The organism is Rhodococcoides kyotonense, assembly GCF_001645385.1.
Taxonomy (GTDB): Bacteria; Actinomycetota; Actinomycetes; order Mycobacteriales; family Mycobacteriaceae; genus Rhodococcoides; species Rhodococcoides kyotonensis_B.
The window spans coordinates 1-25,470 of sequence record NZ_LVHI01000004.1 but is presented as its reverse complement, the minus strand read 5'-3'; the positions used below and the strand labels follow the sequence as shown (position 1 = coordinate 25,470).

Genomic DNA, 25,470 nt, shown 5'->3' with positions numbered 1-25,470 from the left:
CCCACCAACGCACTCGGGCCGGATCGTCTTCGGGTCGTCAGACCCCGAGTGCCGCTTCACCGAGGAACGCGAGGACCACCGAGGAATGTGTCCGTGCCTCTTCCGCGCTCCCGGAGTACACGGACTCGCCGCGGTTGACCACGACGACGTCGTCGGCGACGCGGAGCCCGGCTTCAGCGTTCTGCTCGACCATCAACACACCGAGCCCACGGTCGGCTATCTCGCGCACGCTCGACATGACGGTGTCGACGACGGCCGGAGCAAGTCCCATCGATGGTTCGTCCATCATGATGTATTTCGGGTCGGACATCAGTCCACGCCCGAATGCCAGCATCTGCTGTTCACCGCCGCTCAACAGGCCGGCAGGACCGTCCTTGCGCGTCCGCAGGATCGGAAACAGCTCGTACGCCAGCTCTGTGTTCTGTTCGCGTTTCGCGCGGGACGACGTGTAGCCCCCGATCCGGAGGTTCTCCGCGACGGTCAGGGATGCGAACACCTGTCTGCCTTCCGGAACCAACGAGATGCCCTGCCGGACCACCTTGTGTGCCTTCAGACCGACGAGTGATCGTCCATCGAGCTCGATGGTTCCGTGGACGGGCTCGACGAGACCCGCCACGGTCCGCAGCGTGGTGCTCTTGCCCGCACCGTTTGCGCCGAGCACCAACGTGATTCGACCTGGCCGAACAGTCAGGCCGATGTTCGTGACTGCACGGACCTTCCCATATCTGACATGCAGATCACTGACTTCGAGCATCCTGCGCTCCTCGCTTTCCGAGATAGGCTTCTTGCACGCTGGGTTCACGGACGACCGCTTGTGGTCTGCCCTGCGCGATCAGGACACCGAAGTTCATCGCGATCAACGTGTCACAGGTCTCCACCATCATCTGCACGTCGTGCTCGACGAGTAGTTGCGTCAGGCCCTCCTCACGCAGTTTCTTCAACAACGACGAAACTTCCTGGCGTTCCGTCTTGTTCATTCCTGCCGTCGGCTCGTCGATTAGTAACAGTCTCGGGGACATGGAGATCGCACGGGCGATCTCGACGCGCCGTTGCAATCCGTAGGACAGTTCGCCGGGCCGAATGTCTTCCATTCCCGTCAGACCGGTGCGTTCCAGTGCATCCTCGACGGCGTCGCCAGACCGCTTCAGCAGGCCTTTGCGGTCGAGCAACAGACTCCGCAGACCACCGGTCTCCGCCCCGAGATCGGCTCCGAGCGCGATGTTCTCGCGAACGGTCAAGTCCGGCAACAGCCGAACGGTTTGGAACGTACGAGCTATTCCGAGTTTTGCGACCTTCTGCGGCGGTACCGTCGCGAACGACGAACCCTCGAAGGTCAACCCTCCGCGGGTCAACGGGGTCAGACGGGTGATGGCAGCCAGCAGGGTGCTCTTCCCGGACCCGTTGGGTCCGAGTATCCCGAAGATCTTGCCGCGCGTGATATCGAACGAAATGCCGTCGACTGCCTTGATTCCGCCGTAATGGACTGCGACATCGGAGATTCGAAGAACGACGTCGGTTTCTCCGGCGTCGACGGCGCTCGCGCGTGATGCGGCGTCGGTGCTCATGACGTGCCTCCTGCTTTCGCGAGATCCAATTCCGGGGTCGGGTCGTCCGGCGGTGCCGTCGGAACTGCATGCCGCTTCGCCTTGGATTTGCGGATCAGGTCGAGCACCGTTCCATAGATTCCGCCCGGGACGTAGACGGCCGCGATCGCGACGATGATGCCGTAGACGATCGCCTGGTACTGCCCCACGATTTCCAGGTAGTACGGCAACCAGGTGAAGATGATCGCGCCGAGAACGATACCGAGCCACGAACGCCCACCACCCACGATGATGATCGTCAAACCGAGTACTACCAGGGGGAACCCGATGCTTTCCGGGGCTACGGTCGTGCGAAGTAGAACGTTGATCGCGCCGCCGAGCGCGCCGATGAAGCCACTGATGACGAACGACGCGATGCGATATCGGGACACGTTCACACCCATCGACGACGCAAGCTCCGGATCTTCCCGGACTGCATCTATCCGTCGTCCCATGCGCCCGCGTTCGGTCAGCGCCAGCAGTACGACCACCAGAACCGTGATCGCCACGATGTGCCAGATCGTCAACTGTGGGAACGCGAGTGCACCGAACAGACCGACCGAAGCGCCGGTCAACGATCCTCCGTTGTGTGCCACGACAGTGATGATGAGGTCGAACGACACCGTCGCCATTGCCAGATACAAGCCGTTCAACCGCTGTACCAGCAGTGCGAGCAGAAAGCCGATCGCCCCGCAGACGAGCATGATGGCCGCGATGGCCGCGAACGACGAGAAACCGTATCGGATGACGAAGATCGCCGCACCGTACGAGCCGATGCCGTAGAAACCTGCACCGGCGAACGAGAACACCCCCATACGCAGTTGGACCTGAATGCTCAGGGCCAGCAACAGAACGGTGAACGTGCTCTGAAAAAGGACGATGTGGGAGAAATAGAAATCGCTCATACCCGTCGAACCTCCTTGCGGCCGAACAGTCCCTGAGGCCGAAGGAGCAAGACCAGGAAGATCATGCCGAAGCACACCGCGTCGACCCACCCACCTCCGGTGAAGCGGAGGACGAGCGTCTCGGAAAGCGCAAGGATGTAGGCCCCGGCCGCAACACCGGCGGTGCTTCCGACGCCACCGAGAATGATCACGGCAAACGCCTTGATCAGCAGCGTCTCACCGCTCTCCGGTGTGATGGCACCCAGGTTGTACGTCAGCAGCGCGCCCGCGAGACCGGCCAGTCCGCCGGCGAACGCCATGGTGGACAGCGACAATGTTCTGCGATCGACACCCATCAGCGCGGCAGTCTCGGAATCGACGCCGATCGCGCGCAGAGCGAGACCCGACATGGACTTGCGCAGCCACACTGCCATACCGACAGTCAGCACCACCGCCGACAACACGATGATCAGTCCGGTGTTGGAGATTCGCAGGCCGAGGAACGAGAACACCTGTACGGCATAGGAACTGTTGGAGAAGCCGAACGGCTCGGATTTGGTGACGTACTGCGCGATCGCGAGTGGGATTGCGGCAACGCCGATTCCGCCGATCAGGATCTGCAGTTCGGCTATTCGGTGCGTCTTCGCGCGTTTCAGAATCGGCTGGAAGGCAAGCACCTCTATCGCCGTCGACAACAAGGCGCCGACGGCCACCGAGATCGCGATCACCCCGATCATCGGTAACTGCTGATCCTTGACCACCAGGTATCCGACGAACCCCGCGAACATGAAGATAGCGCCGTGGGCGAAGTTCAGGATTCCGACGGTTCCCCAGACCAGACTCATTCCCAGACAGAACAGTACGTAGATGGATCCCAGAATTGCAGCGTCGACGAGTGTCTGCCCCATATCGTCAGATCACCTCGTTCCGCGCTCGTCGGACGTTGGTCATTCCGCCAGCAACCCCTCTGCGCTTCCATCCCACTCGACGACGACGCCCTCGACGCGTTGGTCGTTGCCCTCGAACGTCACGGGCCCGACGGCACCGTCGAAACCTGCTGCCGCAACGGCATTCAGACCGTTCTTGATGTCCTCACGTGAGGCGCCACCGGATTCCTTGATGGCGCGCGCGATCATCCAGGTTGCGTCGTAGCCCTCGGCCGCGTAGTTGAGTGGGTTCTTTCCGTACCTCGTGGTGTACGCCTCGACGAATGCCACGGACGACGGCGCGGTCTGGAGATAGTTGAAGTCCGTTGCCCAGAACATACCTGCGCCTGCCGGGCCTGCGGGGGCGAGATTGCCCGCGCCGGCTGCCGGATTGCCGACGGCCGGGCCGTCGAACCCAGCTTGGCGCAATTGCGACATCGCGGTCGAATTCTGAGCGCCGACGAGGAGGAACACCACCGCGTCCGGCTTCTCGCCGACGATCTTGGTGATCGTGGCCGCGAAGTCCTGCGTCGTCGACTGAACGCTGGTACTGGACAGAATCTCGAGGTCCTCGCTCTCCTGCATTGCAGGTAGCTGATTCTCCGCGATTTCGGCAAGCGTCGGCTGGCCGGCGTTGTAGAGCACGCTGATTCGCTTGGCACCGAGGGACTTCAAGTGATCGATCGCCTTGGGAAAGTACGTCTCCTGCGGCGCGGTCGAGCGGAAGGTGTAGTCGCCGATGACCACGCCCGCGCTGCCGGATTGCGTGAACACGACGGGAGTTCTCGACGATTCGGCTATCGGTGCCACGGCAACGGACTGTGCACCGGACACCGTACCGAGAATGGCCGCGACGTCGGGGTTCGCGATCCCCTCGGTCACCTGACTCGCTGCGGTTTGGGCATCACCCGCCGTATCGCGGCTGTCGAGCTTCAGGGTGGAGTCACCGAGAAACCGCTGCTGGTTGATCTCTTCGACCGCCAGCTCGATTCCCTCGAGTTGGGATCCACCGACGTAGGCGAGCGTGCCCGTCTTGTCCGTCGTCGACAGCAGGGTGATCTCGCTCGGCATCTCGCCCGATGCGGTCGAACCAGATGGTCCCGACCCGCCGCAGGCAGTCACCGTCATCATCGCTGCGGCAACCCCGAGCAGGGCGAGCCTGCCTGGACCGGTGGCGTATTTCATCGCTCCTCCTATTTCATGGCAATGATGCGCATGAACTCGTGATCGGAGTCACACTAAGGCGTCTCGCGGGAGTTGTCCAGATCACACCTGAGATGAAATCCCTGCACAGCGGAGTGCGAACGAAAACGTTGCGGCGAATGATTATAACGGTTTAGAGTGAGCTCCATCACCTGAACGGTATCCGTCTGTAATCAGAGCACCCCGAAGGAGTCGATTCCATTGGCACTCGACGACGCCACCGCCGCGTTCCTCGCACAAGCCGCCGAGGGAGGCGGGAAAGCGCTGCACGAGATGACTCCAAGTGAGGTGCGGGCGATGAACGACACGTTCGTCGATCTCTACGGCGCCGGACCCGACATGCACAGCGTCGAGAACCTGACGGTCACTGCGGCCGACGGTCACGCGATCCCGACCCGAGTACTGACACCGAACGAGTCACCCCGTGGGTTCTTCGTCTATTTTCATGGTGGGGGCTGGGTCGTCGGCAACCCCGATCAGTTCGACACCCTCGCGAGGCGAATCGCCGCCGAGACCGGCTGCACCGTGATCTTGCCCGACTACCGTCTCGCCCCCGAGAACCTCTACCCCACGGCAGCCGATGACGCTTGGGATGTTCTGCAGTGGGCGGCATCTCGGCGTGATTCACTCGACTCTGCGCTACCCCTCGTCGTCGGCGGCGACAGCTCGGGTGGCAACCTTGCTGCGGTCGTGTCGCAACGTGCGGTACGTGACAACGGACCTGCCGTTGCGCTTCAAGTGCTGGTCTACCCGGTGACCGACCACGATTTCGACAACGACTCCTACGTTGACCCCGCCAACCAACTCATGCTCGACCGAGCTTCGATGATCTGGTTCTGGGACCTCTATGCACCTGACCGGAGTGTCCGAGACAACTGGAATGTCTCGCCGTTGCGCGCCGACCGCCTCACCGACGTCGCGCCGGCGGTGGTTCTACTCGCCGAACACGACGTACTACGCGACGAAGGCCAGCGCTACGCCGACAAGCTGACCGCCGCAGGGGTGTCCGTCGACGTGAAGGTGTTCGAGGGCCAGATGCACGGCTTCTTCCAGTTCGTGAACATCCTCCCCGGTGCGGATCTCGGAATCACGCACGTCGGCACCAGCGTTCGCGCTCACCTCGATTCACTCGTCGCGTAAACAGGAGTTTCAAATGAGCACACCAGATTACGATTCGATCGTCATCGGCGCGGGCTTCTCCGGCGTCTACATGACACACAAACTCCGGGAGCTCGGCCTCACGGTACACGGCTTCGAAGCTGCGGAAACCGTTGGTGGGACATGGTTCTGGAATGTCTACCCCGGCGCGAGATGCGACGTCATCAGCATGGAGTACGCGTTCACCTTCTCGCAGGAGATCATCGACGAATGGGCGTGGACCGAACGCTACCCAGCGCAACCGGAGATTCTCCGCTACATCGATTTCGTCGCCGACAAACTGGACGTGAAGAAGTACTTCGAGTTCGGCGTCCGTGTCGAATCGGCAGTGTGGGACGACGATTTCGCGCACTGGACAGTAGGAACCGACAAGGGAGAATTCGTCACCGCGAAGTACCTGATCACCGCGGCCGGGTGCTTGTCGACGTCGTCGACACCCGATTTCGCCGGACTCGACGCGTTCGAGGGCGAAACGATCCACACCAGCGCGTGGCCTCGCGACGGCGTCGACTTCACCGGGAAACGAGTGGGCGTGATCGGCACGGGTTCGTCCGGCGTGCAGGTGATCCCGAAGATCGCCGAGCAGGCCGAGCACCTGACGGTGTTCCAGCGAACCCCGGCGTTCAGTCTCGACTGCGGTAATCGCCTGCTGACCGAGGACGAGAAGGAATCCTTCAAAGCGCAGATCGAGAACTACAAGGTCGAATCGAAGGCGTCGGGTGGCGGCCAACCGGTCGACACGTTGGAGGTGAACACGTTCGATCACTCCGACGAAGAGCGACTCGCGGTTTTCGAGGAGCGGTGGAACCGCCACCGCGCAATCGATCTCATCGCAGCGTATCCCGACCTGCTCAGCGATCGCGAAGCCAACGAGACCATCTCCGAGTTCTTCCGCAGCAAAATTCGATCCGTCGTCGAGGACCCTGACCTCGCCGAACAGCTGTCCCCACGCGAACACCCGCTCGGTGCCAAGCGAATCACACTGGATACGAACTACTTTCAGACCTACAACCGAGACAACGTCTCTCTGGTCAGTGTGCGGAATGCACCGATCGAGGGTCTGACACCCGCGGGGCTGAAAACAGCGGACGCCGAATACCCGTTGGACGTGATCGTGTTCGCCACCGGATTCGACGCGATCACCGGGCCTCTACTGAAGATCGACATCCGTGGGCGAAACGGAAAAACGCTGCAGGACAAATGGTCGGACGGTCCCACCACCTATCTGGGGATCGCGGTCGACGAGTTCCCCAACCTGTTCACGCTGACCGGGCCCGGCAGCCCCAACGTGTTGACCAATGTCGTCTGCGCCATCGAGCAGCACGTGGAGTGGACCGCCGACACCATCGCGCATCTGGAGTCGATCGGTGCGCGGACCGTCGAGGCCGACGAGACCGCCGCCAAGGAATGGACCACCGGGGCGATCGAACTCGCGGATCAAACCCTGTATCCCGAGGGAAACTCCTGGTACACCGGCGCCAACATTCCAGGCAAACCCCGCGTCATCATGTCCTACGTCGGCGGGTTGAACGTGTACCGCGAGATCTGCGATTCCGTGGCAGCCAAGAACTACGAAGGCTTCACGATCACTCACTAGGAGGAGTTCAGTTGTTCCGCATCAGTATTGCCTACAACCATCCCGAGGACCCCGACGCGTTCCTCGCCCACTACCGCAGCGTGCACGCGCCGCTGACGGCCGCGATGCCCGGCATCCTGTCGTTCGAATGGGGCGTGTCCGAAACCCTCGACGGCTCGAAGCCCGCACACTTCGTCGTCGGAAATCTGAACTTCCCGTCGAAGGACGCCGCCGTCGCTGCTCTGGCATCGCCGGAGGGCAAAGCCGGCGCCGACGACATGCCCAATTTCGCCGGTGCGGGGTTCGTGATGGACATGCACGAAATCTGTTGAGCAACTGCCTCGTGCGCGCGAATGTACAGCCCGCTGTACATTCGCGCGCACGGGGCGAAAGTGCTTATAACGCTTCGGTAACCAAACCAACAGCCCTGGTTCAACAAGACTTTCTGGTCGGTTACGGTCCTTGAGAGCACTAAATCGTGTGACTCAGTAACGATTTCTCTGCGTCGGGGGCGGGGAAGAGGCGGCCTCGCGCCGCCGCCGACCGGAGGGCCAAGATTTATGTCGCAGAAGTCGATTGCTCGATTCCGACGAGCACGCCTTGCCGCCGCAGGTGCAGCCATGGTGTTGTCGTTCGCAGCCGTAGGACCGGGTGTCGCCGCAGCTCAGGAAGATCCCGCCACACCGGAAAGCACCGTCGAGCAGCCCACCGAGGAGTCACCGGCGCCCGAGCAGGAACAGGCGCCGAACACCGACACGGTTCCTTCCGACGTCGAGAGCTCGATCCAGCCACCGCCTGCACAGGTTCCCGCGGCGGGAACCGGCGACGCGGCAGCCGCTGCGGTACCGGCACCGCCCGATGCGCCGTCCACGACCCGTCCACTTCCTCAGGTCACCGGTGGTGTCGTGTTCAACGCCGACGGGACGGCGACGGTGGACGTCAGCATCGTTCCGCAACTGTCCGACGCCGAGCGGAAGGCGCTGGCGGACGCCGAAGCGAAGAGCAGAGCTGCCGCCGAGGCATCCACGGCAGCGCAGGCCCGACTGGACGCGGCCGTGGCGGCCGATGCCGCGGCGAGCACCGCCCTGACCAAGGCGGAAGTCGCCGCCGCAGACGCTGCGGCGAAGGCCACGCAGGCAGAAGCCGCGGCAGCAGCTGCAGAAGTGGACATGATGGCCGCCACGGCAGCGGTGAACCAGGCGAAGGCCGACGCCGCGGCTTTGCAGACCGCGGCCGATACTGCTGCGCAGGCCAAGACCGACGCCGAGGCCGAGGCGGCAGCTGCTGTCGCCGAGGCAGAACGCCTCGAGGCAGCAGCCGCCGGCGCGGGCGATCCGGGAGCGGTCGAAGCCGCTGCCACGGCCCGCGCTGATGCCGACGCCAAAGCAGCACTGGCAGCGACTGCCTCAGCGGACGCCGAGGCGTCGGCTCAGGCACTGCAGGATTCACTCGTCGCCGTGCAGGACGCGTTCAAGACCCTGAACATCACCAAGGTCAGCGCGGCAGTGCGTGCGGCTGCGGCACGGGCCGCCGAATCGCTGTCGGCAGCAACGGCGGCTCGAACAGCACTGGAAGCGTCGGCTGCTGCGGAGGCAACAGCCGGGGAACTCGAAGCCGCAGCGACGGCGTCGAACGAGGCCGTGGCCGCGGCGAACCAAGCGGCAACCGATGCACGGGCGACAGCGACCGAAGCGCAGGCGAAGGCCGACGCGGCAGCCGCTGCAGCCGCCAAGGCAGAGGCCGATCTGGCGGCCGGGCCGTCGGACGCCGATATCTCAGCCCTGGAAACAGCAGCCGCCGACGCGCAGAAAGCTCTCGACGACGCCGACGCCGCGTTGGCGACGGCAGAATCCGCAGCCGCTGACGCCGACGCAGCGCTCACGGCAGCTCAGGCCGACGCCGACGCGAAGACCGCCGATCTGAAGGCTGCACAGACGGCTGCCGCCGACGCCAAGGCAGCATCGGATGCCGCGACGAAAGCCGAAGCGGATCTGAAAGCGAAGGCCGCCGAACTCGCAGCGAGCGGACCGAAGTTCAGCTGGACGATCAATCTCGGTGACACCGTGAAGGAAGACGTGCCGGTCACCCAGATCGACGACACGACGGTCGTCGTGGACGAGACCGGTGTGGAGCTGATCGGCGTGTCGAACGACGACGGTTCGTTCACGGTGGCGGACTACTTCACCACCGACGACAACGGCGTCACCGTGGTCGCCGGCGAGCTGCCCGCCGTCTCGCTCGCGCTGGGCGATTCCGGTTCGACGGCCTCGGAGGGCTCGGACAGCTCGTCCGCGACGCCTGTGATCCTGGCCGGCGTAGGTGTCGTCGCCGTCGCGGCCGTGGGTGGCGCAGTCTACCTACGGCGACGCAATTCGACCGATGCATCTGCGTAGATCCGCAGTTGCAGCATCCGTCGCACTCGCCCTGTTCGGTTGCACGGCACAGGAACCGGGTCCGGCAGCACCCGATCGTTCGGCGGTGGAGTCGCAGATCTCTGCGGCTCCATCGGCGGCGGTCGGTGCAGGTCAACCGAATTGGATCGAGTTGCGGTCAGCCGACGGCCGGACTTTCATGAGCAGCACGGTCAATCCCGACGGCGTCTATCGTGACGCCTCACAGGTGCTGAACCCACCGGACGAACGTCCGGCGTGGTGGGCCGAGAGCGGTCTACCCGGAACCGACACCCAGCAGACGGTCGTCGTTGTCGGACACAACTATTCGACGCGGGATGCGCCGTTCCGATCGCTGAGCGTAACCGCACCCGGCGACCTCGTCGTGATGAGTACAGCCGCCGGTGTTCTGAACTACCGGGTCGAGACGACGGGGCCGCTGCCCAAAGGTTCCCTGTTGAGCGAGAACGAACTTCGCGCTCAGGTACCCGGCCGCTTGATTCTGGCCAATTGCGATGTCCGCGACGGGGAGCCGACGAACGACAACTTCTTCGTCGTTGCGCAGCTGGTTCCCTAGCGGAGGCGCTACAAGCCCAGGTCCCCCAGCCCGAGAAGCGAGCGGTATTCGAGCCCCTCGGCGGCGATGACGTCGTCGGCCCCGGTTGCACGGTCGACGACGGTCGCGACTCCGACGACGATTGCCCCGACGTCACGCAGCGCCTTGACGGCGGTCAGCGGCGAGTTACCCGTGGTCGTGGTGTCCTCGACGACCAGAACACGCTTTCCGACGACGTCCGGCCCCTCGATCTGTCGCTGCATCCCGTGCGCCTTCGCGGCCTTGCGAACGACGAACGCGTCGATGGGACGGCCCTGCGCATGCATGATCGACAGCGCGACCGGGTCGGCTCCCATCGTCAACCCGCCGACGGCGTCGAAGTCCCAGTCGGCAACCAACTCACGCATCAGCGATCCGATCAGCTCGCTCGCGCGGTGGTGCAGCGTCGCACGACGAAGGTCGACGTAGTAATCGGCTTCCTTGCCCGACGACAACGTCACCTTGCCGTGTACGACGGCGAGTTCACGAACGAGCTCGGCCAGTTCGGCGCGGTCGGCACTGTCGGACATGAGAGATCCCTTCGATCGAATTCCTGCCCGATGAATCTACCGACCTAGGCTGCGACGCTCGTAGGCTGGTCGTCGCCGGCGAGATCGACGTGCTCGACGAACGGCTCCGGCGCGTCGACCTTCAGCGCCTTCGCGACGAACTTCGACGGGAACGACGTCCGCAGCAGCGAGAGCCGGTACGCGTTGTCGTTGTAGACACGGACCGCGCCCGCGATGCGCTTCTCGGTGGTCTCCAGATCACCGGCCGGCCCCTGGAACGCCCAGTTGGACTTGAGTTTCGGATGCCGATCCGACTCGGCGAGCACGGTGTGCACCGCCGCGGACAACGCGTTCTCGGCGGCGGCCTGCGACGTCAGTCCGAGCCCACGCTCACGCACTGCCTTCGACCACGACCGCGCCCCGACGAGTTGGCGGACGGCGTCCTGATCCATGCCCGACGACTCGATCGCCGCGATGAGCGGTTCCAGCTGCGTGTACCTGCGGTCGAGTTCGACCGTGACCAGTTGTCGACTTGCCGCGGTGTGCGAGCGGAAGCGCCGGATCCGTCGCTCGACGCTCACCGTGTAGGCAAGAACCAGGACTACGACAATCGCCACGATCACGAAAACAGTCACGAGGTACGAATTTAACGGGGTTCTCCGCGACACGCCCGCAGGCACGCCAGAACCGTTTGGCTATGTTCGCCCGCGACCGCGTCCGACGACGTTGGTCAGCTTGCGCACGACGCTCTTCGGCACCTTCGTGCCGATCGCGGTCAGCACCTTGTACTGGGCACCCGGCACGCTGATGACCTTGCCCTTGTCGAGGTCGTTCATCGACGTCTGCACGACCTGATCGACGTTCAGCCACATGAACTTCGGAATGGTCGACATCTCGATGCCTGCCCGCTGATGGAATTCGGTCTTGATGAATCCCGGGCACAGCGCCTGCACCTGCACACCGGTTCCCGCGAGACCACCGGACAACCCCTCGGAGAACGAGATGACGTACGCCTTCGACGCCGAGTAGGTCGATCCACGCCCGGACAGCAGACCTGCCACACTCGCGACGTTGACGACGGTTCCCTTCGCCCCCGCGACCATCGACGGAAGTGCGGCGCGCGTCAGCTGCATGACCGCGGTGACGTTGACGTCGAGCTGCGCCTGCAACAACTCGGGCGACGCGGTCCAGAACTCGCCCGACGTACCGAAACCTGCGTTGTTGACGAGGAATTCGACGCCGCGTTCGAGCCGTTCGATCACCTGATCCCGACCCTGCTGAGACGCGAGATCCGCCGCGAGGATTTCCGAGTCGGTGCCGAATCCGAGGCGCAGCTCGTCGGCGAGCGAACGCAACTTCAGTTCGTTCCGCGCCACGAGCACCAGGTCGTAGCCGCGGGCGGCGAGGTGCCGGGCGTACCCGGCCCCGAGACCCGACGTCGGGCCGGTGACGAGCGCAACAGGGCGAAGCTTCCGAGAGATCTCCGGTTCGATCGGATCAGCGGTCATGCGAGAAGGTTATAGCGTTCTCAGGAGTCCGTGGGACGACCTTCGGACGAGTCCGCCGCACGACGGCCGGCCGCACGATTGATCGGCGTCGGCCGCGCCCCCGACGGTTCCGGGCGCCTGGGCTCCTGCACGCGGGGAGCAGGTGCCGGACGCTGCTGCGGTGCCGGTGCCGGTCGCTGCTGAGGTGTCGGCGTCGGACGCTGCTGAGGTGTCGGCGCCGGACGCTGCTGCGCCGCACGTGGCGTGGGGCTTGCTCGGCGGGACACCGGTGGTAGAACGTGCAGCATGCCGGACAGGCGTGCGACGGAGTCGATCGCGGCATCCCACTCACGGCCGCTGCTGCCGAGCGGCATCGATCCGAGGGTCCAGTCGTTCTCGCTCCACAGCAGGTTCAGGTGCGGCGGCACCGATTCCGTGAAGGCCGCCATCCGCTGATCGCAGACGCGTCGCGCGATCTCCACGTCGGTGGCGAACACGACGCGCGGCCCGATCGAGCCGAGCAGTTCGAGGTCCTGGTCCTTCGGCGGCGGCGTCGACTTCAGTCGTAGATCGATGTCGACGTCGGACCCCACGGGCCGCTGAACCGCGACGATGGTCGTCTCTTCCTCGACGTCGAACAGAACGAAGTTCTCACCGCGGCGCACACCCCGAACGACGTCGAGCGCAACGTCGTGTTCCGGCTTGGCGAGTGCGGCTCGACGGAAGCGCCGCACGAGGTCGTCGCTGTCGGCCTCGTAGGTGTAACCCTGCGCCTTCGCCCACATCTGGCGAACGCGTCCGAGCTGGTCGCGGCGCGACCTGTCGATGTAGAGAAGTGCGACAGCACCCACGAGTGCGATCGCTGCAAGTCCGAACCACATAGCCGTCATCGCCCGTCAGCCTAACGCTTCCACGATGTCGCCCATCTGCCGACTTACGGCGTTTCGACGATGATGTCGGCCGTGATGGCACCGTCGGCGGCCGGACTGCCGTTGACGACGACACGCGACCCGACCTTCAGAGCCGACAGGTCGAATCCGGACAGCGACAACACCTGGGTCGCGGGCGTCGTCAACACCGTCACCGGGGCACCGTCGATCCCCTGCAAGGTCAAGTTCGACCCGTCGATCGCCGTGACGGTACCGATCGCAGCGCCCGAGCTACCGAGGATCTCGGGGATACCACCGGGCACCAGACCACCGGGGGTGGACGGCGGCGCCGAGGGCTGCAGGCTGGGAGTCGGGAGAGGCGCGAGCGTCGTCGGCAGCGGGCGCACGGTCGTCGGTGCGGATGCGGTGTTCGAACTCGACGGCTGATTGGTCACGAAGAAGACACCCGCCAGCACGACGACGACCAACGCGGCCAGTCCCACCAGCGCGAACAGCACCTTTCGCGACGAATTCCCACCCGTCGGCGGTTCACCGGTCTGCTGCGGCTGGTACTGCGGCTGCTGGAATTGCGGCTGCGGCTGCTGGAAGTTCTGGGGCGGTCCGTACGACTGGGTGTACTGGTGGCCGGGCCCGTACTGCTGGTTCGGATCGTAGGGCGGCAGCGCCTGCGTCGGATTCGGCTGCTGCTCGGCATACTGCGGATAGCCGTACTGCTGCGTCGGCTGATCCGGGTACGGCTGCGAATCTGGATACTGCTGGTAGCCCTGGTACTGCTGCGGTGGGTAGTTCTGGTACTGCTGGGTCGGCTGATCCGGGTACTGCTGCCACGACTGGGTGGGCTGATCGCGGTCGTAGGGGTCCGGTGGCGGATTCGCCGTCCCGTCCTCCCACGACCGCTCCCGCGGATCGTCCGAATTCGTCATTACCCGAGGGTACGTTGCCCGCATCCTCGATCCGCCGAGATCGACGTCACGCACGCATGTCGATCTCGGCGAGCCGCGAATCAGCCCAGTACCAGCCCGTCTCCGTCGGGCGACACGGCGACAGGAACGACGTCGCCGTCGCGGACCGTGCCTGCCAGCAGCAACTTGGCGAGCTGGTCGCCGATCGCCTGCTGAATCAGCCTGCGCAGCGGGCGAGCGCCGTACAGCGGGTCGTACCCACGCACCGCGAGCCACATCTTCGCTGCGGACGAGACGTCCAACGTCAACCTGCGCGCAGCGAGCCGCGTCGCCAACTGGCCGAGCTGGATGTCGACGATCGACTCCAACTGGTCCTCGGACAAGGCGTCGAACACGACGACGTCGTCGAGCCGGTTGACGAACTCGGGCTTGAAGGCGCGCCGTACCGCATCCATGACCTGGTCCTTCGTGCCGCCCGCACCGAGGTTCGACGTCAGGATCAAGATGGTGTTGCGGAAGTCGACCGTGCGGCCCTGACCGTCGGTCAACCTGCCCTCGTCGAGGACGGCGAGCAGGATGTCGAACACGTCCGGGTGCGCCTTCTCGACCTCGTCGAACAGGATCACACTGTACGGACGTCGTCGGACGGCCTCGGTGAGCTGGCCACCCGCCTCGTACCCGACGTAGCCGGGAGGTGCCCCGACGAGCCGCGCGACCGCGTGCTTCTCGCTGTACTCGCTCATGTCGATACGGACCATCGCCCGTTCGTCGTCGAACAGGAAGTCCGCGAGGGCCTTCGCGAGCTCGGTCTTACCGACACCGGTCGGGCCGAGGAACAGGAACGACCCCGTCGGACGATTCGGATCGGCGACGCCTGCGCGAGCACGGCGGACGGCGTCGGACACTGCTTGAACGGCGTCCTTCTGCCCGACGACACGCTTGCCCAGCTCGTCTTCCATGCGCAGAAGCTTCGCTGTCTCGCCTTCCAGCATGCGGCCTGCAGGAATGCCGGTCCATGCTGCGACGACGTCGGCGACATCGTCAGGCCCGACCTCTTCCTTCAACATGACGTCGTCCTGCGCGGGACTGGCCTCGGTCTGCTGTTCGAGCTGCTTCTCGAGAGCAGGGATACGGCCGTAGCGCAGCTCGGCGGCCTTGCCCAGATCGCCGTCGCGTTCCGCTCGTTCGGACTCGCCGCGCAGGTTCTCGAGCTCCTCCTTCAGCACCCGGACCGAGTCGATGGCGTTCTTCTCGTTCTGCCACCGTGCACTCAGCTCGCTGAGCTTCTCCCGGTCGTCGGCCAGTTCGGCGCGCAACTTCTCGAGACGGGCTTTCGACGCGTCGTCGGTCTCCTTCTCGAGTGCCATCTCCTCGATCTCGAGGCGACGCACGGCGCGCTCGACCTCGTCGATCTCGACAGGACGGGAGTCGATCTCCATGCGCAACCGCGACGCGGCCTCGTCGACCAGGTCGATTGCCTTGTCCGGCAGGAAGCGCGCGGTGATGTACCGATCGCTCAACGTGGCGGCGGCCACCAGCGCCGAGTCGGTGATGCGGACACCGTGGTGCACCTCGTAGCGCTCCTTGAGGCCACGCAGGATGCCGACGGTGTCCTCGACCGTCGGCTCTCCGACGTAGACCTGCTGGAAGCGACGTTCCAGCGCAGCATCCTTCTCGATGTACTTGCGGTACTCCTCCAGCGTGGTCGCGCCGACGAGCCGCAGCTCACCGCGGGCGAGCATCGGCTTGATCATGTTGCCCGCGTCCATCGCGGACTCACCGGTGGCGCCTGCACCGACGATGGTGTGCAGCTCGTCGATGAACGTGATGACCTGGCCGGCCGAGTTCTTGATGTCGTCGAGAACGGCCTTGAGCCGTTCCTCGAATTCACCGCGGTACTTCGCGCCGGCGACCATCGATCCGAGGTCGAGGGAGATGACGGACTTGCCACGCAGGCTCTCCGGCACGTCGCCGTCGATGATGCGCTGCGCGAGCCCTTCGACGATGGCCGTCTTGCCGACGCCGGGCTCACCGATGAGAACCGGGTTGTTCTTGGTCCGGCGCGACAGAACCTGCACGACGCGTCGAATCTCGGTGTCACGCCCGATGACGGGATCGAGCTTGCCTTCCCGCGCGCGGGCGGTGAGATCGGTGCTGTATTTCTCCAGCGCCTGGTACGTGCTCTCCGGGTCCGCGCTGGTGACGCGGGCGCTGCCGCGGACCGTCTGGAACGCGTCGCGCAGCTCGCTCGGGCCTGCCCCGTGTCCGGTGAGCATCTTCGCGACGTCCGAATCGCCGGTGGCGAGGCCGACCATGAGGTGCTCGGTGGAGACGAACTCGTCGTCGAGTTCCGTCGCGAGGTTCTGTGCCGTCGTGATGGCGGCAAGTGCTTCGCGTCCGAGCTGCGGTGTGGTCGTCGAACCGGTTGCCGACGGCAGACGCTCGACCATCGTCTGAGCTTCTCCCCGTACCGTCACCGGGTCGACGCCGACAGCCTTCAGCAATGGCGAGGCGATACCGTCTGTCTGATCCAGCAACGCCACCAACAAATGTGCCGGACGGATGTCCGGGTTACCTGCCGCGGATGCGGCCTGCAGAGCCGCGCTGAGCGCAGCCTGGGTCTTCGTGGTGGGGGTGAAACTGTCCACCGGTCACCTGCTTTCTTCTGAGAACAACTGATGTCGGTGAGTACAACGATAGCGAAGTTGAGTCTGTTCCGCTCAACTCTGAAAATTTGCGCGAACCCGGCCGGCCCAGGCATGTGGCCACCGTTCGCCAAACGGGATACCCTCGACCGGTCTACTTCGGAACCGTCTACCTGGGACGGAGGTCGATTCGGTGCTCGATGCGCGAACACTCTCCCTGGTTCGTGCCGGTTTCAAGGCGGTTCTTGCAGCGGACGACGGCCCCGAGCGACTCGCCCGATCCTTCTACGCGCACCTCTTCGCGGAACATCCGGAGTTCCGAGCGTTCTTCCCGGCTGCCATGGATCAGCAGCGCGAACGGTTCGTCAAGGCGCTCGCGTGGGTGTTCGACAACCTCGACCGCGACGAGCGCGTCGTCCCGTTCCTCGAACAACTGGGGCGCGACCACCGCAAACACGGTGTCGACGGGTCGCACTTGCGTGCCGGCAGCTCGGCGTTGACCTCGGCGTTCCGGACCTTCGTCGGCAACGAGGTATGGACCGACGAGATCGAAGCCGCATGGACGTCCACACTCGACCTGGTCAGCGGCAGCATGGCCGTCGCAGCGGATTCGGACGAGATGCCGCCGTACTGGGGAGCGACGGTTGTCGATCACCAGCGGCTGCTCGACGACCTGGCCGTCGTGCGGCTGCAGCTGGACGAGAGCATCCCCTATTTCCCGGGCCAGTACGTCAGCGTCCAGATTCCGCAGCGCCCCAAGCTGTGGCGCTACCTGTCCCCCGCCATTCCGAGCAACCCGCAGGGCGAGATCGAATTCCATGTCCGACGCGTCTCCGGCGGCTGGGTCAGTCCCGCGATCGTGGGCGAGACCGTCGTCGGAGATCGGTGGGCGGTGAGCCCGCCGCTCGGTGGACTGCACGTCGACCGGTCGATCCCCGAGGACGTGTTGATGATCGCGGGCGGAACGGGCCTGGCGCCGCTGCGCGCGCAGATCATGGACATGGCTCGCATGAGTCGCAATCCCCGCGTGCACCTCTTCATGAGCGGGATCTACCCGCGCGACCTGTACGACGCGCAGACCATGTGGCAACTGTCGCTGTCGAACCCATGGCTCACGGTCGTACCCGTCACCGAGGAGAACGAGGACCCGTGGTGGCACGCGTCGCCGACCCCGGAATTGCCTGTAGGCATGCACCACCGGCTGCACGGACCGATCGGCAAGGTCGTCACGCAGTTCGGATCGTGGGCGGACCGTCGAATCCAGGTCTGCGGTTCACCGTCGATGGTGCGCACGACGCTGTACGCACTGCGCAAGGTCGGTACGCCGATGGAGCACGTGCAGCACGATCCCCTGTAGGCAGCTCCGCTGCACGTGTACGAAAATACATAGCGGGCTATGCATTTTCGCGCACGTGCGCCGCAGGCGCCTACCAATACGGGTCGCGGAGTCTGCGCTTGTACAGCTTTCCGTTCGGGTCGCGCGGCAATTCGTCGGTGTAGTCGATGGACTTCGGGAGCTTGTACTTCGCCAGCCGCTCGCGAGCGAAGTCGAGAATGTCCGCGGTCAGGCGATCGTCCGGTTCGACGCCTACTTCCGGTTGTACGACCGCCTTGACCTCCTCACCCCAATCTTCGTGCGGCACACCGAACACCGCGATATCGGCCACACTGGGGTGCGTGATCAGCTCCCCTTCGATCTCGGCGGGATAGATGTTGACCCCGCCGGAGATGATCATGTCGGACTTGCGGTCGCACAGAAACAGGTAGCCGTCCTCGTCGAGATAACCGATGTCGCCGAGTGTGAACAGATCTCCGACGCGTGACGCCTCGGTCTTCTTCTTGTCGTGGTGGTATTCGAAGCTCGAACCGCCCATACGCATGTACACCTGGCCGGGTTCGCCTGCGGCGAGCTCGTTTCCGTCGTCGCCCAGCACCTTGACGACCGAATTGGGCCACGGCAGTCCGACCGATCCGGGCTTGCGCAGCCACTCGTCACCCGAGATGACCGTTCCCCCACCTTCGGTCGCAGCGTAGTACTCGGTGACGACAGGACCCCACCACTGCAGCATCTTTCGTTTCACGTCCAGCGGACACGGCGCGGCACCGTGGATCATGACGCGCAGCGACGACACGTCGTACTTCTCGCGGGTCGCGTCGGGCAGGGCGAGCAACCGGTGGAACTGCGTCGGGACCATGTGGCCGTGCGTCACGCGATGCCGTTCGATGAGCGCGAGCATCTCCTCGGGATCCCATCGGTCCATCAGAATCACCGTGTGGCCCAGTTGAATCGAGATCGCGACGAAGTTCAGCACGGCCGTGTGATAGAGCGGCGAGCCGCAGATGTGCACGTGGTCGTCGAACGGTCGTATCCCGAAGATCGCGAAGAACCCACTCGACGCGAGCGGCACCTGATCCGGGTCGGCACCGGTGAGCGGGCGTCGCACGCCTTTCGGTTTTCCCGTCGTTCCCGACGTGTACAGCATCGGCCCACCCGCAGTGCGGATGTCGGGTCGCGCGTCGGAAGCACCGAGATCGCGCAGCGGCATGAACCCGTCGATGTCGCCGACCGAGAATCGCGCAGGCACACCGGATTCGTCGGCGGCCCGGCGTGCCGCGTCGGCGAATCGTGCCGACGCGACAAAGGCTTTCGCGTCACTGTCCTGCAGTATGTACGCCACTTCGGAGCCGGTCAGGTGCCAGTTGACGGCCACGATGTAGAGACCGGTCTGGAACGCGGCGAAGTAGAACGCGACGAGATCTGCGCTGTTGTGGAGCATCATCACGACGCTGTCGCCCGGCCGGAGCCCCATGTCCTGCAAGCCGCGACCGTAGCGGTTCGCGTCGGACACCAACTCGCCGTAGGTGTGCGGTCGCCCCTCGGGATCGACGAGCGCGATGCGTTCCGGTTCCTCGGCGGCGATGTTCCACAACCCACCCGTGCGCATTCCAGCCTTCTCTTCGACCGTCATGCCACACAATCTAGAACGTGTTCTACCTCTTCAGCAAGGCCCCGAGCTCCCGCACTCGCGACGCGGTGGGCGCAGTCACGAGCAGCATCGTCACGCCGGCGTCCTCCCAGCGCTTCACCTCGCCGCGCACGTGGTCGGCGTTGCCGATGATCATCGTTTCGGCAACCATCTCGTCCGGCACGACGGCGGCCGCCTCGTCCTTGCGTCCGGACTGGAACAGCCTGCCGATCTCGGCGACCTCCTCGTCGTAGCCCATGCGCCGGTACACCTGCGCGTGGAAGTTCAGTTCCGGTGCGCCCATTCCGCCGACGTACAGCGCGACGGTCGGCTTGAGCTGCGCGATCGCCGCGGGCCGATCGTCGGTGAGCACCACCTGACAGGTCGCGGCGACCTCGAAATTCTCCCGTGTCCGACGCGCGCCGGGACGCGCGAATCCGTCGTCGAGCCACTCGTCGTACATCGGCGCGAGCCTCGGCGAGTAGTAGATCGCCAGCCAACCGTCGGCGATCTCGGCGGCCAACGCCACGTTCTTCGGACCCTCGGCGCCGAGCCAGATCGGCAGGTCGGCGCGGAGCGGGTGCGTGATGGATTTCAGCGGCTTGCCCAGGCCGGTGCCGTCGGCCGGCAGCGGGTAGTGCGGTCCGTCGCTGGTGACGGGACGCTCTCGAGCCAGGACCTGCCGCACGATGTCGACGTACTCGCGCGTGCGTGCCAACGGTTTCGGAAACGGCTGGCCGTACCACCCCTCGACGACCTGCGGTCCGGACACACCGAGGCCGAGGACGGCCCTCCCACCGCTGAGGTGGTCGAGGGTCAGCGCGTGCATCGCGCAGCTGGTCGGCGTACGTGCGGACAGCTGCGCCACCGACGTGCCGAGAGCGACGCGCGACGTGCGCGAACCCCACCAGGCCAGCGGCGTGAATGCGTCGGACCCCCACGATTCGGCGGCGAAGACGGCGTCGAAACCCGCCTCCTCCGCCGCGTCGACGAGGTCCGCCGTTCCCGTCGGGGGCTGTGCACCCCAGTAGCCGAGCTGCAATCCGAGCTTCATTTCCAGTGCCCTCCGTCGACCGGTCTTGCCTCCATAATAAGAACCTGTTCTACTGAAAAATGTGACTTCGGTGAATGCACCACTCAGCGCGCCGCTGAACAATGCTTTCGATTACACACGCTCGGTCGGGCCGACCATCGGAGCGTTCCTGACGGGGTTGCGTCGCAAACAGATTCGTGGCGGACGCACGAGCGACGGCCGCGTTCACGTACCGCCACCCGAATTCGACTCGGCGACAATGGAACCCGTCACCGATTTCGTGGACGTCGCATCGACGGGCACCGTCGTGTCGTGGTCCTGGGTGCCGACGCCCTATGACGGGCAACCTCTCGACCGTCCCTTCGCGTTCGCGCTCGTTCGACTCGACGGCGCCGACACGGCGCTGCTGCACGCCGTCGACGCGGGAAGCCCGGACCGTATGTCGACCGGCATGCGCGTACATGCGCGGTGGGCCGAGGAGCGAGTCGGCGATATTCACGACGTCATCTGCTTCCAGCCGGGAGTGGAGCCTGCGGAACGACCCATTGGGCCGGGAGTGGAGCCTGCGGAACGACCCATTGGGCCGGGAGTGGAGCCTGCGGAACGACCCATTGGGCCGGGTGAGGGTGCCGAGGACCCGCAGTCCGCCGGTGACCCCGTCGAGATGATCACCACCCCAGTCCGCCTGGAGTACACGCATTCCGCGTCGGCCGAGGAGAGTTACTACCTCCGTGGACTGAAAGAGGGACGCATTCTCGGCGGACGGACGGACTCTGCCGGCAAGGTGTACGTACCTCCTCGCGGGGCCGATCCCACCGACGGGCGGCCGACGGCGGAGCAGGTGGAACTGCCCGATCGTGGCATCGTGACGACCTTCTGCATCGTCAACGTGCCGTTCCTCGGCCAGCGGATCAAGCCCCCTTACATCGCGGCCTACGTGCTGCTCGACGGCGCCGACATCGCGTTTCTGCATCTGATCCTCGAATGCGACCCGGCCGATGTCCGAATGGGGATGCGCGTCGAAGCGAAGTGGAAGCCGCAGCAGGACTGGGATTACACACTCGAGAACATCGAATACTTCCGCCCGACGGGTGAACCCGACGCGGACTACGACACCTACCGACACCACCTGTAAGGGGCGGCCATGACCGATATCGCAGTGGTGGGGTTCGCGCAGGCGCCGAACGTCGCCGAAACGGCGGGCACCACCAACGGCGTCGAGATGCTGGTGCCGTGCTTCCGGCAGCTGTACGACGAACTGGGAATCGACAAGTCCGACATCGGTTTCTGGTGTTCCGGCTCGTCCGACTATCTCGCCGGACGCGCCTTCTCGTTCATCTCGGCGATCGACGCCATCGGCGCGGTCCCGCCGATCAACGAGTCACACGTCGAGATGGATGCGGCATGGGCGTTCTACGAGGCGTGGGTCAAGTTGATGACGGGTGAGGTCGAAACAGCACTGGTGTACGGCTTCGGCAAGTCGTCGGCAGGAACCCTGCCGAAGATCCTCGCGATGCAACTCGACCCCTACCTGGTGGGCCCGCTCTGGCCGGATGCGCTGTCGTTGGCCGGAATTCAAGCCCGAATGGGTATCGACGCCGGCAAGTGGGACGAACGCGCGATGGCCGAAGTCGCGGTGCGCAACCGAGCGAACGCGCACCCGCTGGCGCAGCTGACTGCGCCGTTGGATGTGGAAACGCTACTCGCCTCGGACTACATCGCGGACCCCCTCCGCGCGCACGACTGCGCACCGGTGACCGACGGCGCTTCGGCGATCGTTCTTGCGGCGGGCGACCGTGCGCGCTCGCTCCGCGAAAACCCAGCTTGGATAACGGGAATCGAGCATCTCGTCGACTCCCCCGAGATCGGTGCCCGAGATCTGACGACGGCCCCGTCGGCACACAACGCGGCGCTGAAGGCGTCGGGAGGCGATCTGGCGAGCATCGTGTCCGCCGAACTCCACGCGCCGTTCACACATCAGGAAATCATTCTCACCGAGTGGCTTTCGGACCGAACCGCTGTGAATCCGTCCGGCGGAACCCTCGTCGGGAACGCGATGTTCTCGGCCGGGCTCGAACGCATCGGACACGCCGCGACACGCATCTTCGACGGGCACGACGACCGCGTCCTCGCGCATGCAACGAGTGGTCCTCTGCTGCAACAGAATCTGGTCGCCGTGATGGAGGGGAGATAGATGAGCAAGCACCCCGCGGCCGTCCTCGGGACCGGCCAGACGCACTACGTCGCCAAGAGACACGACGTGTCCATGTCCGGACTGCTGCGCGAAGCGATCGACCGCGCGATGACCGACGCCGAGGTGACCTGGGACGACATCGATGCCGTCGTCGTCGGGAAGGCACCCGATCTGTTCGAGGGCGTCATGATGCCCGAGTTGTTCATGGCCGACGCCATCGGCGCCACCGGAAAGCCGCTGCTCCGCGTGCACACCGCCGGTTCCGTCGGCGGCTCGACCGGGGTGGTGGCGTCGTCGCTCGTGCAGTCGGGTGTGCACCGACGCGTCCTGGCCGTGGCGTGGGAGAAGCAGTCGGAGAGCAATGCCATGTGGGCGTTGTCGATTCCGATTCCGTTCAACATGCCGGTCGGTGCGGGCGCGGGTGGGTACTTCGCGCCGCACGTGCGGTCGTACATCAGGCGCTCGCATGCGCCGGACCACATCGGCGCAATGGTCGCGGTGAAGGACCGACTGAACGGTGCGAAGAATCCGTACGCGCATCTGCGGCAACCGAACATCACGCTCGAGTCGGTACAGGCGTCGCAGATGCTCTGGGATCCGATTCGCTACGACGAGACCTGCCCGTCGTCCGACGGGGCGTGCGCCATCGTCATCGGCGACGAGGAATCGGCACGTGCTCGCGTCGCCGACGGGAAGCGGGTCGCGTGGATTCACGCGACGGCGATGCGCACCGAGCCGACGACGTTCTCGGGCCGTGACCAGGTCAGTCCGCAGGCAGGCAAGGATGCCGCCGCTGCACTGTGGAAGGCTGCGGGTATCACCGATCCGCTGACCGAGATCGACGTCGCCGAGATCTATGTGCCGTTCTCGTGGTTCGAGCCGATGTGGCTCGAGAACCTCGGGTTCATGCCGGAGGGCGAAGGCTGGAAGCTCACCGAAGCGGGAGACACGGCACTCGGCGGAACCTTGCCGGTCAATTGCTCCGGTGGTGTGCTGTCGTCGAATCCGATCGGTGCGTCGGGCCTGATTCGGTTCGCCGAGGCCGCGATGCAGGTGATGCACCGGGCAGGCGATCATCAGGTCGACGGCGCCCGGACAGCACTCGGCCACGCGTACGGCGGTGGTTCACAATACTTTTCGATGTGGGTCGTAGGGAGTGAGCAACCGTGAAGTACACCGTCGGAATCGCCATGACGCCGTTGAACGAGTTGACGACGCTGGCGCGAACGGCGGAGGAGTGCGGGTTCACGTCGATCGCGCTACCGGATTCGTTGTTCTACATGGAAACTCAGTCGGCGGACTATCCGTACACCCCGGACGGGTCACGCATGTGGACGGCCGACACCCCGTGGGTCGACCCACTCATCGCAGCAGCCGCGATGGGTGCGGTGACGACGCGCATCGAGTTCTACACGCAGGTGCTCAAGCTCGGCTCCCGCAACCCCGTACTGCTGGCTCGCCAGGTCGGCTCGGTGGCCGCGATGACCGGTGATCGATTCGGATTCGGCGTCGGAATCGGCTGGGCACCCGAGGAATTCGAATGGTGCGGGGTGCCGTACGCGAAACGCGGCAAACGAGTCGACGAGATGATCGACGTCATCAAGCTGATTCTCGGCGGCGGAATGGTCGAGCATCACGGCGAGTTCTACGATTTCGACAAACTGCAGATGAGTCCCGCGCCGGCGAAGCCCGTGCCCTTCTACGTCGGCGGCCACACCGACGTCGCGTTGCGGCGAGCGGCGCGAGTCGGCGACGGCTGGACGTCCGCGATGATCACGTTCGACGACCTGGTGGGCGTCATCGCACGGCTGCGCGAGTTGCGCGCCGAGTACGGAAAAGCCGACGAGCCGTTCGAGATCCAGACCGTGTGCATCGATCGCTTCGGAAAGGACGGATACGCCGAGCTGGAGGAAGCAGGCGTCACCGACATCATCACCGTGCCCTGGGTCTTCGACGGCATCGGGTTCGACGGGCCGCTCGAGGCGAAGCAGGAGTCGATGCGGAAGTTCGCGGAAAACTTCATGTGAGTGGCAATGTACAGCGGGCTGTACGGCGGTCTCAAGCGGTCATCGCAACGAGCGTCTTGTCGTATGCCTTCAGAGGAGTATCCCATCCGAGGGTCCTACGGGGACGGTTGTTGAGTAGGTCCTCGACCTCGGCGAGCCGTTCTGGGGAGTGAACGGACAGATCGGTGCCTTTGGGAAAGTACTGACGAAGCAGTCCGTTGGTGTTCTCGTTGGTGCCACGTTGCCACGGGGAGTGCGGGTCACAGAAGTAGACCTGCACCCCTGTGTCGACGGTGAACTGGGCATGCCCGGACATCTCCCGTCCYTGATCCCAGGTGATCGAACGCCGAAGCGCAGCAGGTAATTCCATGATYTTCGCGGTCATCGCCTCGGCGACCTGGGTAGCGGAATGACCGCACGGTAGATGCAACAGCAACACCAGCCGTGTGGTGCGTTCGACCAACGTCCCGATCGAGGATCCGCCGTTCTTGCCGATGATCAAATCGCCTTCCCAATGCCCGGG

The 25,470-nt window shown here is 64.8% G+C and carries 24 protein-coding genes; 10 read left to right on the top strand and 14 right to left on the bottom strand.

All coding sequences use genetic code 11. The annotated features are described in order from the left end of the window. Nucleotides 1-37: 37 nt before the first annotated feature. From A3K89_RS03195 to A3K89_RS03175, 5 genes are read right to left on the bottom strand one after another with little or no spacing between them, the layout of a single operon-like run. Nucleotides 38-754, bottom strand: coding sequence for an ABC transporter ATP-binding protein (locus A3K89_RS03195; RefSeq protein WP_068421726.1), 717 nt, complete (start codon nucleotides 752-754; stop codon nucleotides 38-40). Further along, nucleotides 738-1,565 (bottom strand): ABC transporter ATP-binding protein, encoded by an 828-nt coding sequence (locus A3K89_RS03190; protein WP_068421723.1) that lies wholly within the window; start codon nucleotides 1,563-1,565, stop codon nucleotides 738-740. Before A3K89_RS03190 ends, A3K89_RS03195 begins: the two co-directional genes overlap by 17 nt. Further along, nucleotides 1,562-2,488: a branched-chain amino acid ABC transporter permease gene (locus tag A3K89_RS03185; RefSeq protein WP_068421721.1), complete on the bottom strand. Its 927-nt coding sequence runs from the start codon at nucleotides 2,486-2,488 to the stop codon at nucleotides 1,562-1,564. Before A3K89_RS03185 ends, A3K89_RS03190 begins: the two co-directional genes overlap by 4 nt. Beyond that, the gene (locus A3K89_RS03180; protein ID WP_068421718.1) at nucleotides 2,485-3,375 is read right to left on the bottom strand and encodes a branched-chain amino acid ABC transporter permease; all 891 of its coding nucleotides are present in this window, start codon (nucleotides 3,373-3,375) and stop codon (nucleotides 2,485-2,487) included. Before A3K89_RS03180 ends, A3K89_RS03185 begins: the two co-directional genes overlap by 4 nt. Nucleotides 3,376-3,414: 39 nt before the next feature. After that, nucleotides 3,415-4,578, bottom strand: a complete 1,164-nt coding sequence (locus A3K89_RS03175) for an ABC transporter substrate-binding protein (RefSeq protein WP_068421717.1) — start codon at nucleotides 4,576-4,578, stop codon at nucleotides 3,415-3,417. Nucleotides 4,579-4,797: 219 nt separating this feature from the next. Between A3K89_RS03175 and A3K89_RS03170 the strand changes: the two genes are divergently transcribed. The 5 genes from A3K89_RS03170 (at nucleotide 4,798) to A3K89_RS03150 (ending at nucleotide 10,297) form a co-directional block, all read left to right on the top strand. Further along, entirely contained in the window at nucleotides 4,798-5,736 is a 939-nt protein-coding gene (locus A3K89_RS03170) for an alpha/beta hydrolase (RefSeq protein WP_068421716.1), read from the top strand. Between the two features lie 13 nt (nucleotides 5,737-5,749). After that, on the top strand, nucleotides 5,750-7,351 hold the full coding sequence (locus A3K89_RS03165) for a flavin-containing monooxygenase (protein ID WP_068421713.1): 1,602 nt from the start codon (nucleotides 5,750-5,752) through the stop codon (nucleotides 7,349-7,351). An 11-nt stretch (nucleotides 7,352-7,362) separates the two neighbouring features. Continuing rightward, complete coding sequence (locus A3K89_RS03160; RefSeq protein ID WP_068421710.1) at nucleotides 7,363-7,662, top strand: EthD family reductase; 300 nt, start codon at nucleotides 7,363-7,365, stop codon at nucleotides 7,660-7,662. A gap of 288 nt (nucleotides 7,663-7,950) precedes the next feature. Next, nucleotides 7,951-9,723, top strand: a complete 1,773-nt coding sequence (locus tag A3K89_RS03155) for a hypothetical protein (protein ID WP_240931028.1) — start codon at nucleotides 7,951-7,953, stop codon at nucleotides 9,721-9,723. Nucleotides 9,724-9,901: 178 nt separating this feature from the next. Continuing rightward, nucleotides 9,902-10,297, top strand: a complete 396-nt coding sequence (locus tag A3K89_RS03150) for a class F sortase (RefSeq protein WP_254303391.1) — start codon at nucleotides 9,902-9,904, stop codon at nucleotides 10,295-10,297. 8 nt (nucleotides 10,298-10,305) lie between these two features. Here the strand turns inward: A3K89_RS03150 and pyrE are convergent, their stop codons facing one another. The 6 genes from pyrE to clpB all read right to left on the bottom strand — a co-directional run bounded on the left by pyrE (nucleotide 10,306) and on the right by clpB (nucleotide 16,751). Next, the gene (gene pyrE / locus A3K89_RS03145) at nucleotides 10,306-10,845 is read right to left on the bottom strand and encodes an orotate phosphoribosyltransferase (protein ID WP_068421701.1); all 540 of its coding nucleotides are present in this window, start codon (nucleotides 10,843-10,845) and stop codon (nucleotides 10,306-10,308) included. Between the two features lie 44 nt (nucleotides 10,846-10,889). Then, nucleotides 10,890-11,459, bottom strand: coding sequence for a LemA family protein (locus A3K89_RS03140; RefSeq protein ID WP_068421698.1), 570 nt, complete (start codon nucleotides 11,457-11,459; stop codon nucleotides 10,890-10,892). Nucleotides 11,460-11,519: 60 nt separating this feature from the next. Continuing rightward, the gene (locus tag A3K89_RS03135; protein WP_068421682.1) at nucleotides 11,520-12,332 is read right to left on the bottom strand and encodes an SDR family NAD(P)-dependent oxidoreductase; all 813 of its coding nucleotides are present in this window, start codon (nucleotides 12,330-12,332) and stop codon (nucleotides 11,520-11,522) included. A gap of 20 nt (nucleotides 12,333-12,352) precedes the next feature. After that, entirely contained in the window at nucleotides 12,353-13,192 is an 840-nt protein-coding gene (locus tag A3K89_RS03130; RefSeq protein WP_068421679.1) for a hypothetical protein, read from the bottom strand. A 53-nt stretch (nucleotides 13,193-13,245) separates the two neighbouring features. Continuing rightward, on the bottom strand, nucleotides 13,246-14,124 hold the full coding sequence (locus A3K89_RS03125; RefSeq protein WP_068421676.1) for a DUF5666 domain-containing protein: 879 nt from the start codon (nucleotides 14,122-14,124) through the stop codon (nucleotides 13,246-13,248). Between the two features lie 80 nt (nucleotides 14,125-14,204). Beyond that, complete coding sequence (gene clpB, locus A3K89_RS03120; RefSeq protein WP_068421673.1) at nucleotides 14,205-16,751, bottom strand: ATP-dependent chaperone ClpB; 2,547 nt, start codon at nucleotides 16,749-16,751, stop codon at nucleotides 14,205-14,207. 190 nt (nucleotides 16,752-16,941) lie between these two features. On the opposite strand from clpB, the gene A3K89_RS03115 reads away from it, so the two are divergent. Next, the gene (locus A3K89_RS03115) at nucleotides 16,942-18,105 is read left to right on the top strand and encodes a globin domain-containing protein (RefSeq protein WP_068421669.1); all 1,164 of its coding nucleotides are present in this window, start codon (nucleotides 16,942-16,944) and stop codon (nucleotides 18,103-18,105) included. 70 nt (nucleotides 18,106-18,175) lie between these two features. On the opposite strand, the gene A3K89_RS03110 is transcribed toward A3K89_RS03115, so the two are convergent. Both A3K89_RS03110 and A3K89_RS03105 read right to left on the bottom strand, forming a co-directional pair. Further along, nucleotides 18,176-19,717 carry an acyl-CoA synthetase gene (locus A3K89_RS03110; protein ID WP_254303390.1) on the bottom strand — a complete coding sequence of 514 codons (1,542 nt, stop codon included), beginning with the start codon at nucleotides 19,715-19,717 and terminating at the stop codon, nucleotides 18,176-18,178. A 22-nt stretch (nucleotides 19,718-19,739) separates the two neighbouring features. Then, complete coding sequence (locus A3K89_RS03105; RefSeq protein WP_068421665.1) at nucleotides 19,740-20,768, bottom strand: LLM class F420-dependent oxidoreductase; 1,029 nt, start codon at nucleotides 20,766-20,768, stop codon at nucleotides 19,740-19,742. A gap of 70 nt (nucleotides 20,769-20,838) precedes the next feature. Between A3K89_RS03105 and A3K89_RS03100 the strand changes: the two genes are divergently transcribed. From A3K89_RS03100 to A3K89_RS03085, 4 genes are read left to right on the top strand one after another with little or no spacing between them, the layout of a single operon-like run. Further along, the gene (locus A3K89_RS03100; protein ID WP_068421663.1) at nucleotides 20,839-21,882 is read left to right on the top strand and encodes a Zn-ribbon domain-containing OB-fold protein; all 1,044 of its coding nucleotides are present in this window, start codon (nucleotides 20,839-20,841) and stop codon (nucleotides 21,880-21,882) included. A gap of 9 nt (nucleotides 21,883-21,891) precedes the next feature. Next, nucleotides 21,892-22,941, top strand: a complete 1,050-nt coding sequence (locus A3K89_RS03095) for a thiolase domain-containing protein (protein WP_068421661.1) — start codon at nucleotides 21,892-21,894, stop codon at nucleotides 22,939-22,941. Then, on the top strand, nucleotides 22,942-24,111 hold the full coding sequence (locus A3K89_RS03090; protein ID WP_068421659.1) for a thiolase domain-containing protein: 1,170 nt from the start codon (nucleotides 22,942-22,944) through the stop codon (nucleotides 24,109-24,111). Then, nucleotides 24,108-24,968: a TIGR03619 family F420-dependent LLM class oxidoreductase gene (locus A3K89_RS03085; protein ID WP_068421657.1), complete on the top strand. Its 861-nt coding sequence runs from the start codon at nucleotides 24,108-24,110 to the stop codon at nucleotides 24,966-24,968. Before A3K89_RS03090 ends, A3K89_RS03085 begins: the two co-directional genes overlap by 4 nt. A 31-nt stretch (nucleotides 24,969-24,999) precedes the next feature. Here A3K89_RS03085 and A3K89_RS03080 read toward each other — a convergent pair. After that, nucleotides 25,000-25,470 (bottom strand): IS30 family transposase (locus A3K89_RS03080; RefSeq protein ID WP_157105207.1); only part of this gene is annotated, 471 nt, incomplete at its 5' end.

Excerpts from the sequence above, each read along its gene's own strand:
- A3K89_RS03195 (WP_068421726.1), bottom strand. The coding sequence starts at position 754 with ATGCTCGAAGTCAGTGATCTGCATGTCAGATATGGGAAGGTCCGTGCA.
- A3K89_RS03190 (WP_068421723.1), bottom strand. The coding sequence starts at position 1,565 with ATGAGCACCGACGCCGCATCACGCGCGAGCGCCGTCGACGCCGGAGAA.
- A3K89_RS03185 (WP_068421721.1), bottom strand. The coding sequence starts at position 2,488 with ATGAGCGATTTCTATTTCTCCCACATCGTCCTTTTTCAGAGCACGTTC.
- A3K89_RS03180 (WP_068421718.1), bottom strand. The coding sequence starts at position 3,375 with ATGGGGCAGACACTCGTCGACGCTGCAATTCTGGGATCCATCTACGTA.
- A3K89_RS03175 (WP_068421717.1), bottom strand. The coding sequence starts at position 4,578 with ATGAAATACGCCACCGGTCCAGGCAGGCTCGCCCTGCTCGGGGTTGCC.
- A3K89_RS03165 (WP_068421713.1), top strand. The coding sequence starts at position 5,750 with ATGAGCACACCAGATTACGATTCGATCGTCATCGGCGCGGGCTTCTCC.
- A3K89_RS03155 (WP_240931028.1), top strand. The coding sequence starts at position 7,951 with ATGGTGTTGTCGTTCGCAGCCGTAGGACCGGGTGTCGCCGCAGCTCAG.
- A3K89_RS03150 (WP_254303391.1), top strand. The coding sequence starts at position 9,902 with ATGAGCAGCACGGTCAATCCCGACGGCGTCTATCGTGACGCCTCACAG.
- pyrE (WP_068421701.1), bottom strand. The coding sequence starts at position 10,845 with ATGTCCGACAGTGCCGACCGCGCCGAACTGGCCGAGCTCGTTCGTGAA.
- A3K89_RS03135 (WP_068421682.1), bottom strand. The coding sequence starts at position 12,332 with ATGACCGCTGATCCGATCGAACCGGAGATCTCTCGGAAGCTTCGCCCT.
- A3K89_RS03130 (WP_068421679.1), bottom strand. The coding sequence starts at position 13,192 with ATGTGGTTCGGACTTGCAGCGATCGCACTCGTGGGTGCTGTCGCACTT.
- A3K89_RS03125 (WP_068421676.1), bottom strand. The coding sequence starts at position 14,124 with ATGACGAATTCGGACGATCCGCGGGAGCGGTCGTGGGAGGACGGGACG.
- A3K89_RS03110 (WP_254303390.1), bottom strand. The coding sequence starts at position 19,717 with ATGACGGTCGAAGAGAAGGCTGGAATGCGCACGGGTGGGTTGTGGAAC.
- A3K89_RS03105 (WP_068421665.1), bottom strand. The coding sequence starts at position 20,768 with ATGAAGCTCGGATTGCAGCTCGGCTACTGGGGTGCACAGCCCCCGACG.
- A3K89_RS03095 (WP_068421661.1), top strand. The coding sequence starts at position 21,892 with ATGACCGATATCGCAGTGGTGGGGTTCGCGCAGGCGCCGAACGTCGCC.
- A3K89_RS03090 (WP_068421659.1), top strand. The coding sequence starts at position 22,942 with ATGAGCAAGCACCCCGCGGCCGTCCTCGGGACCGGCCAGACGCACTAC.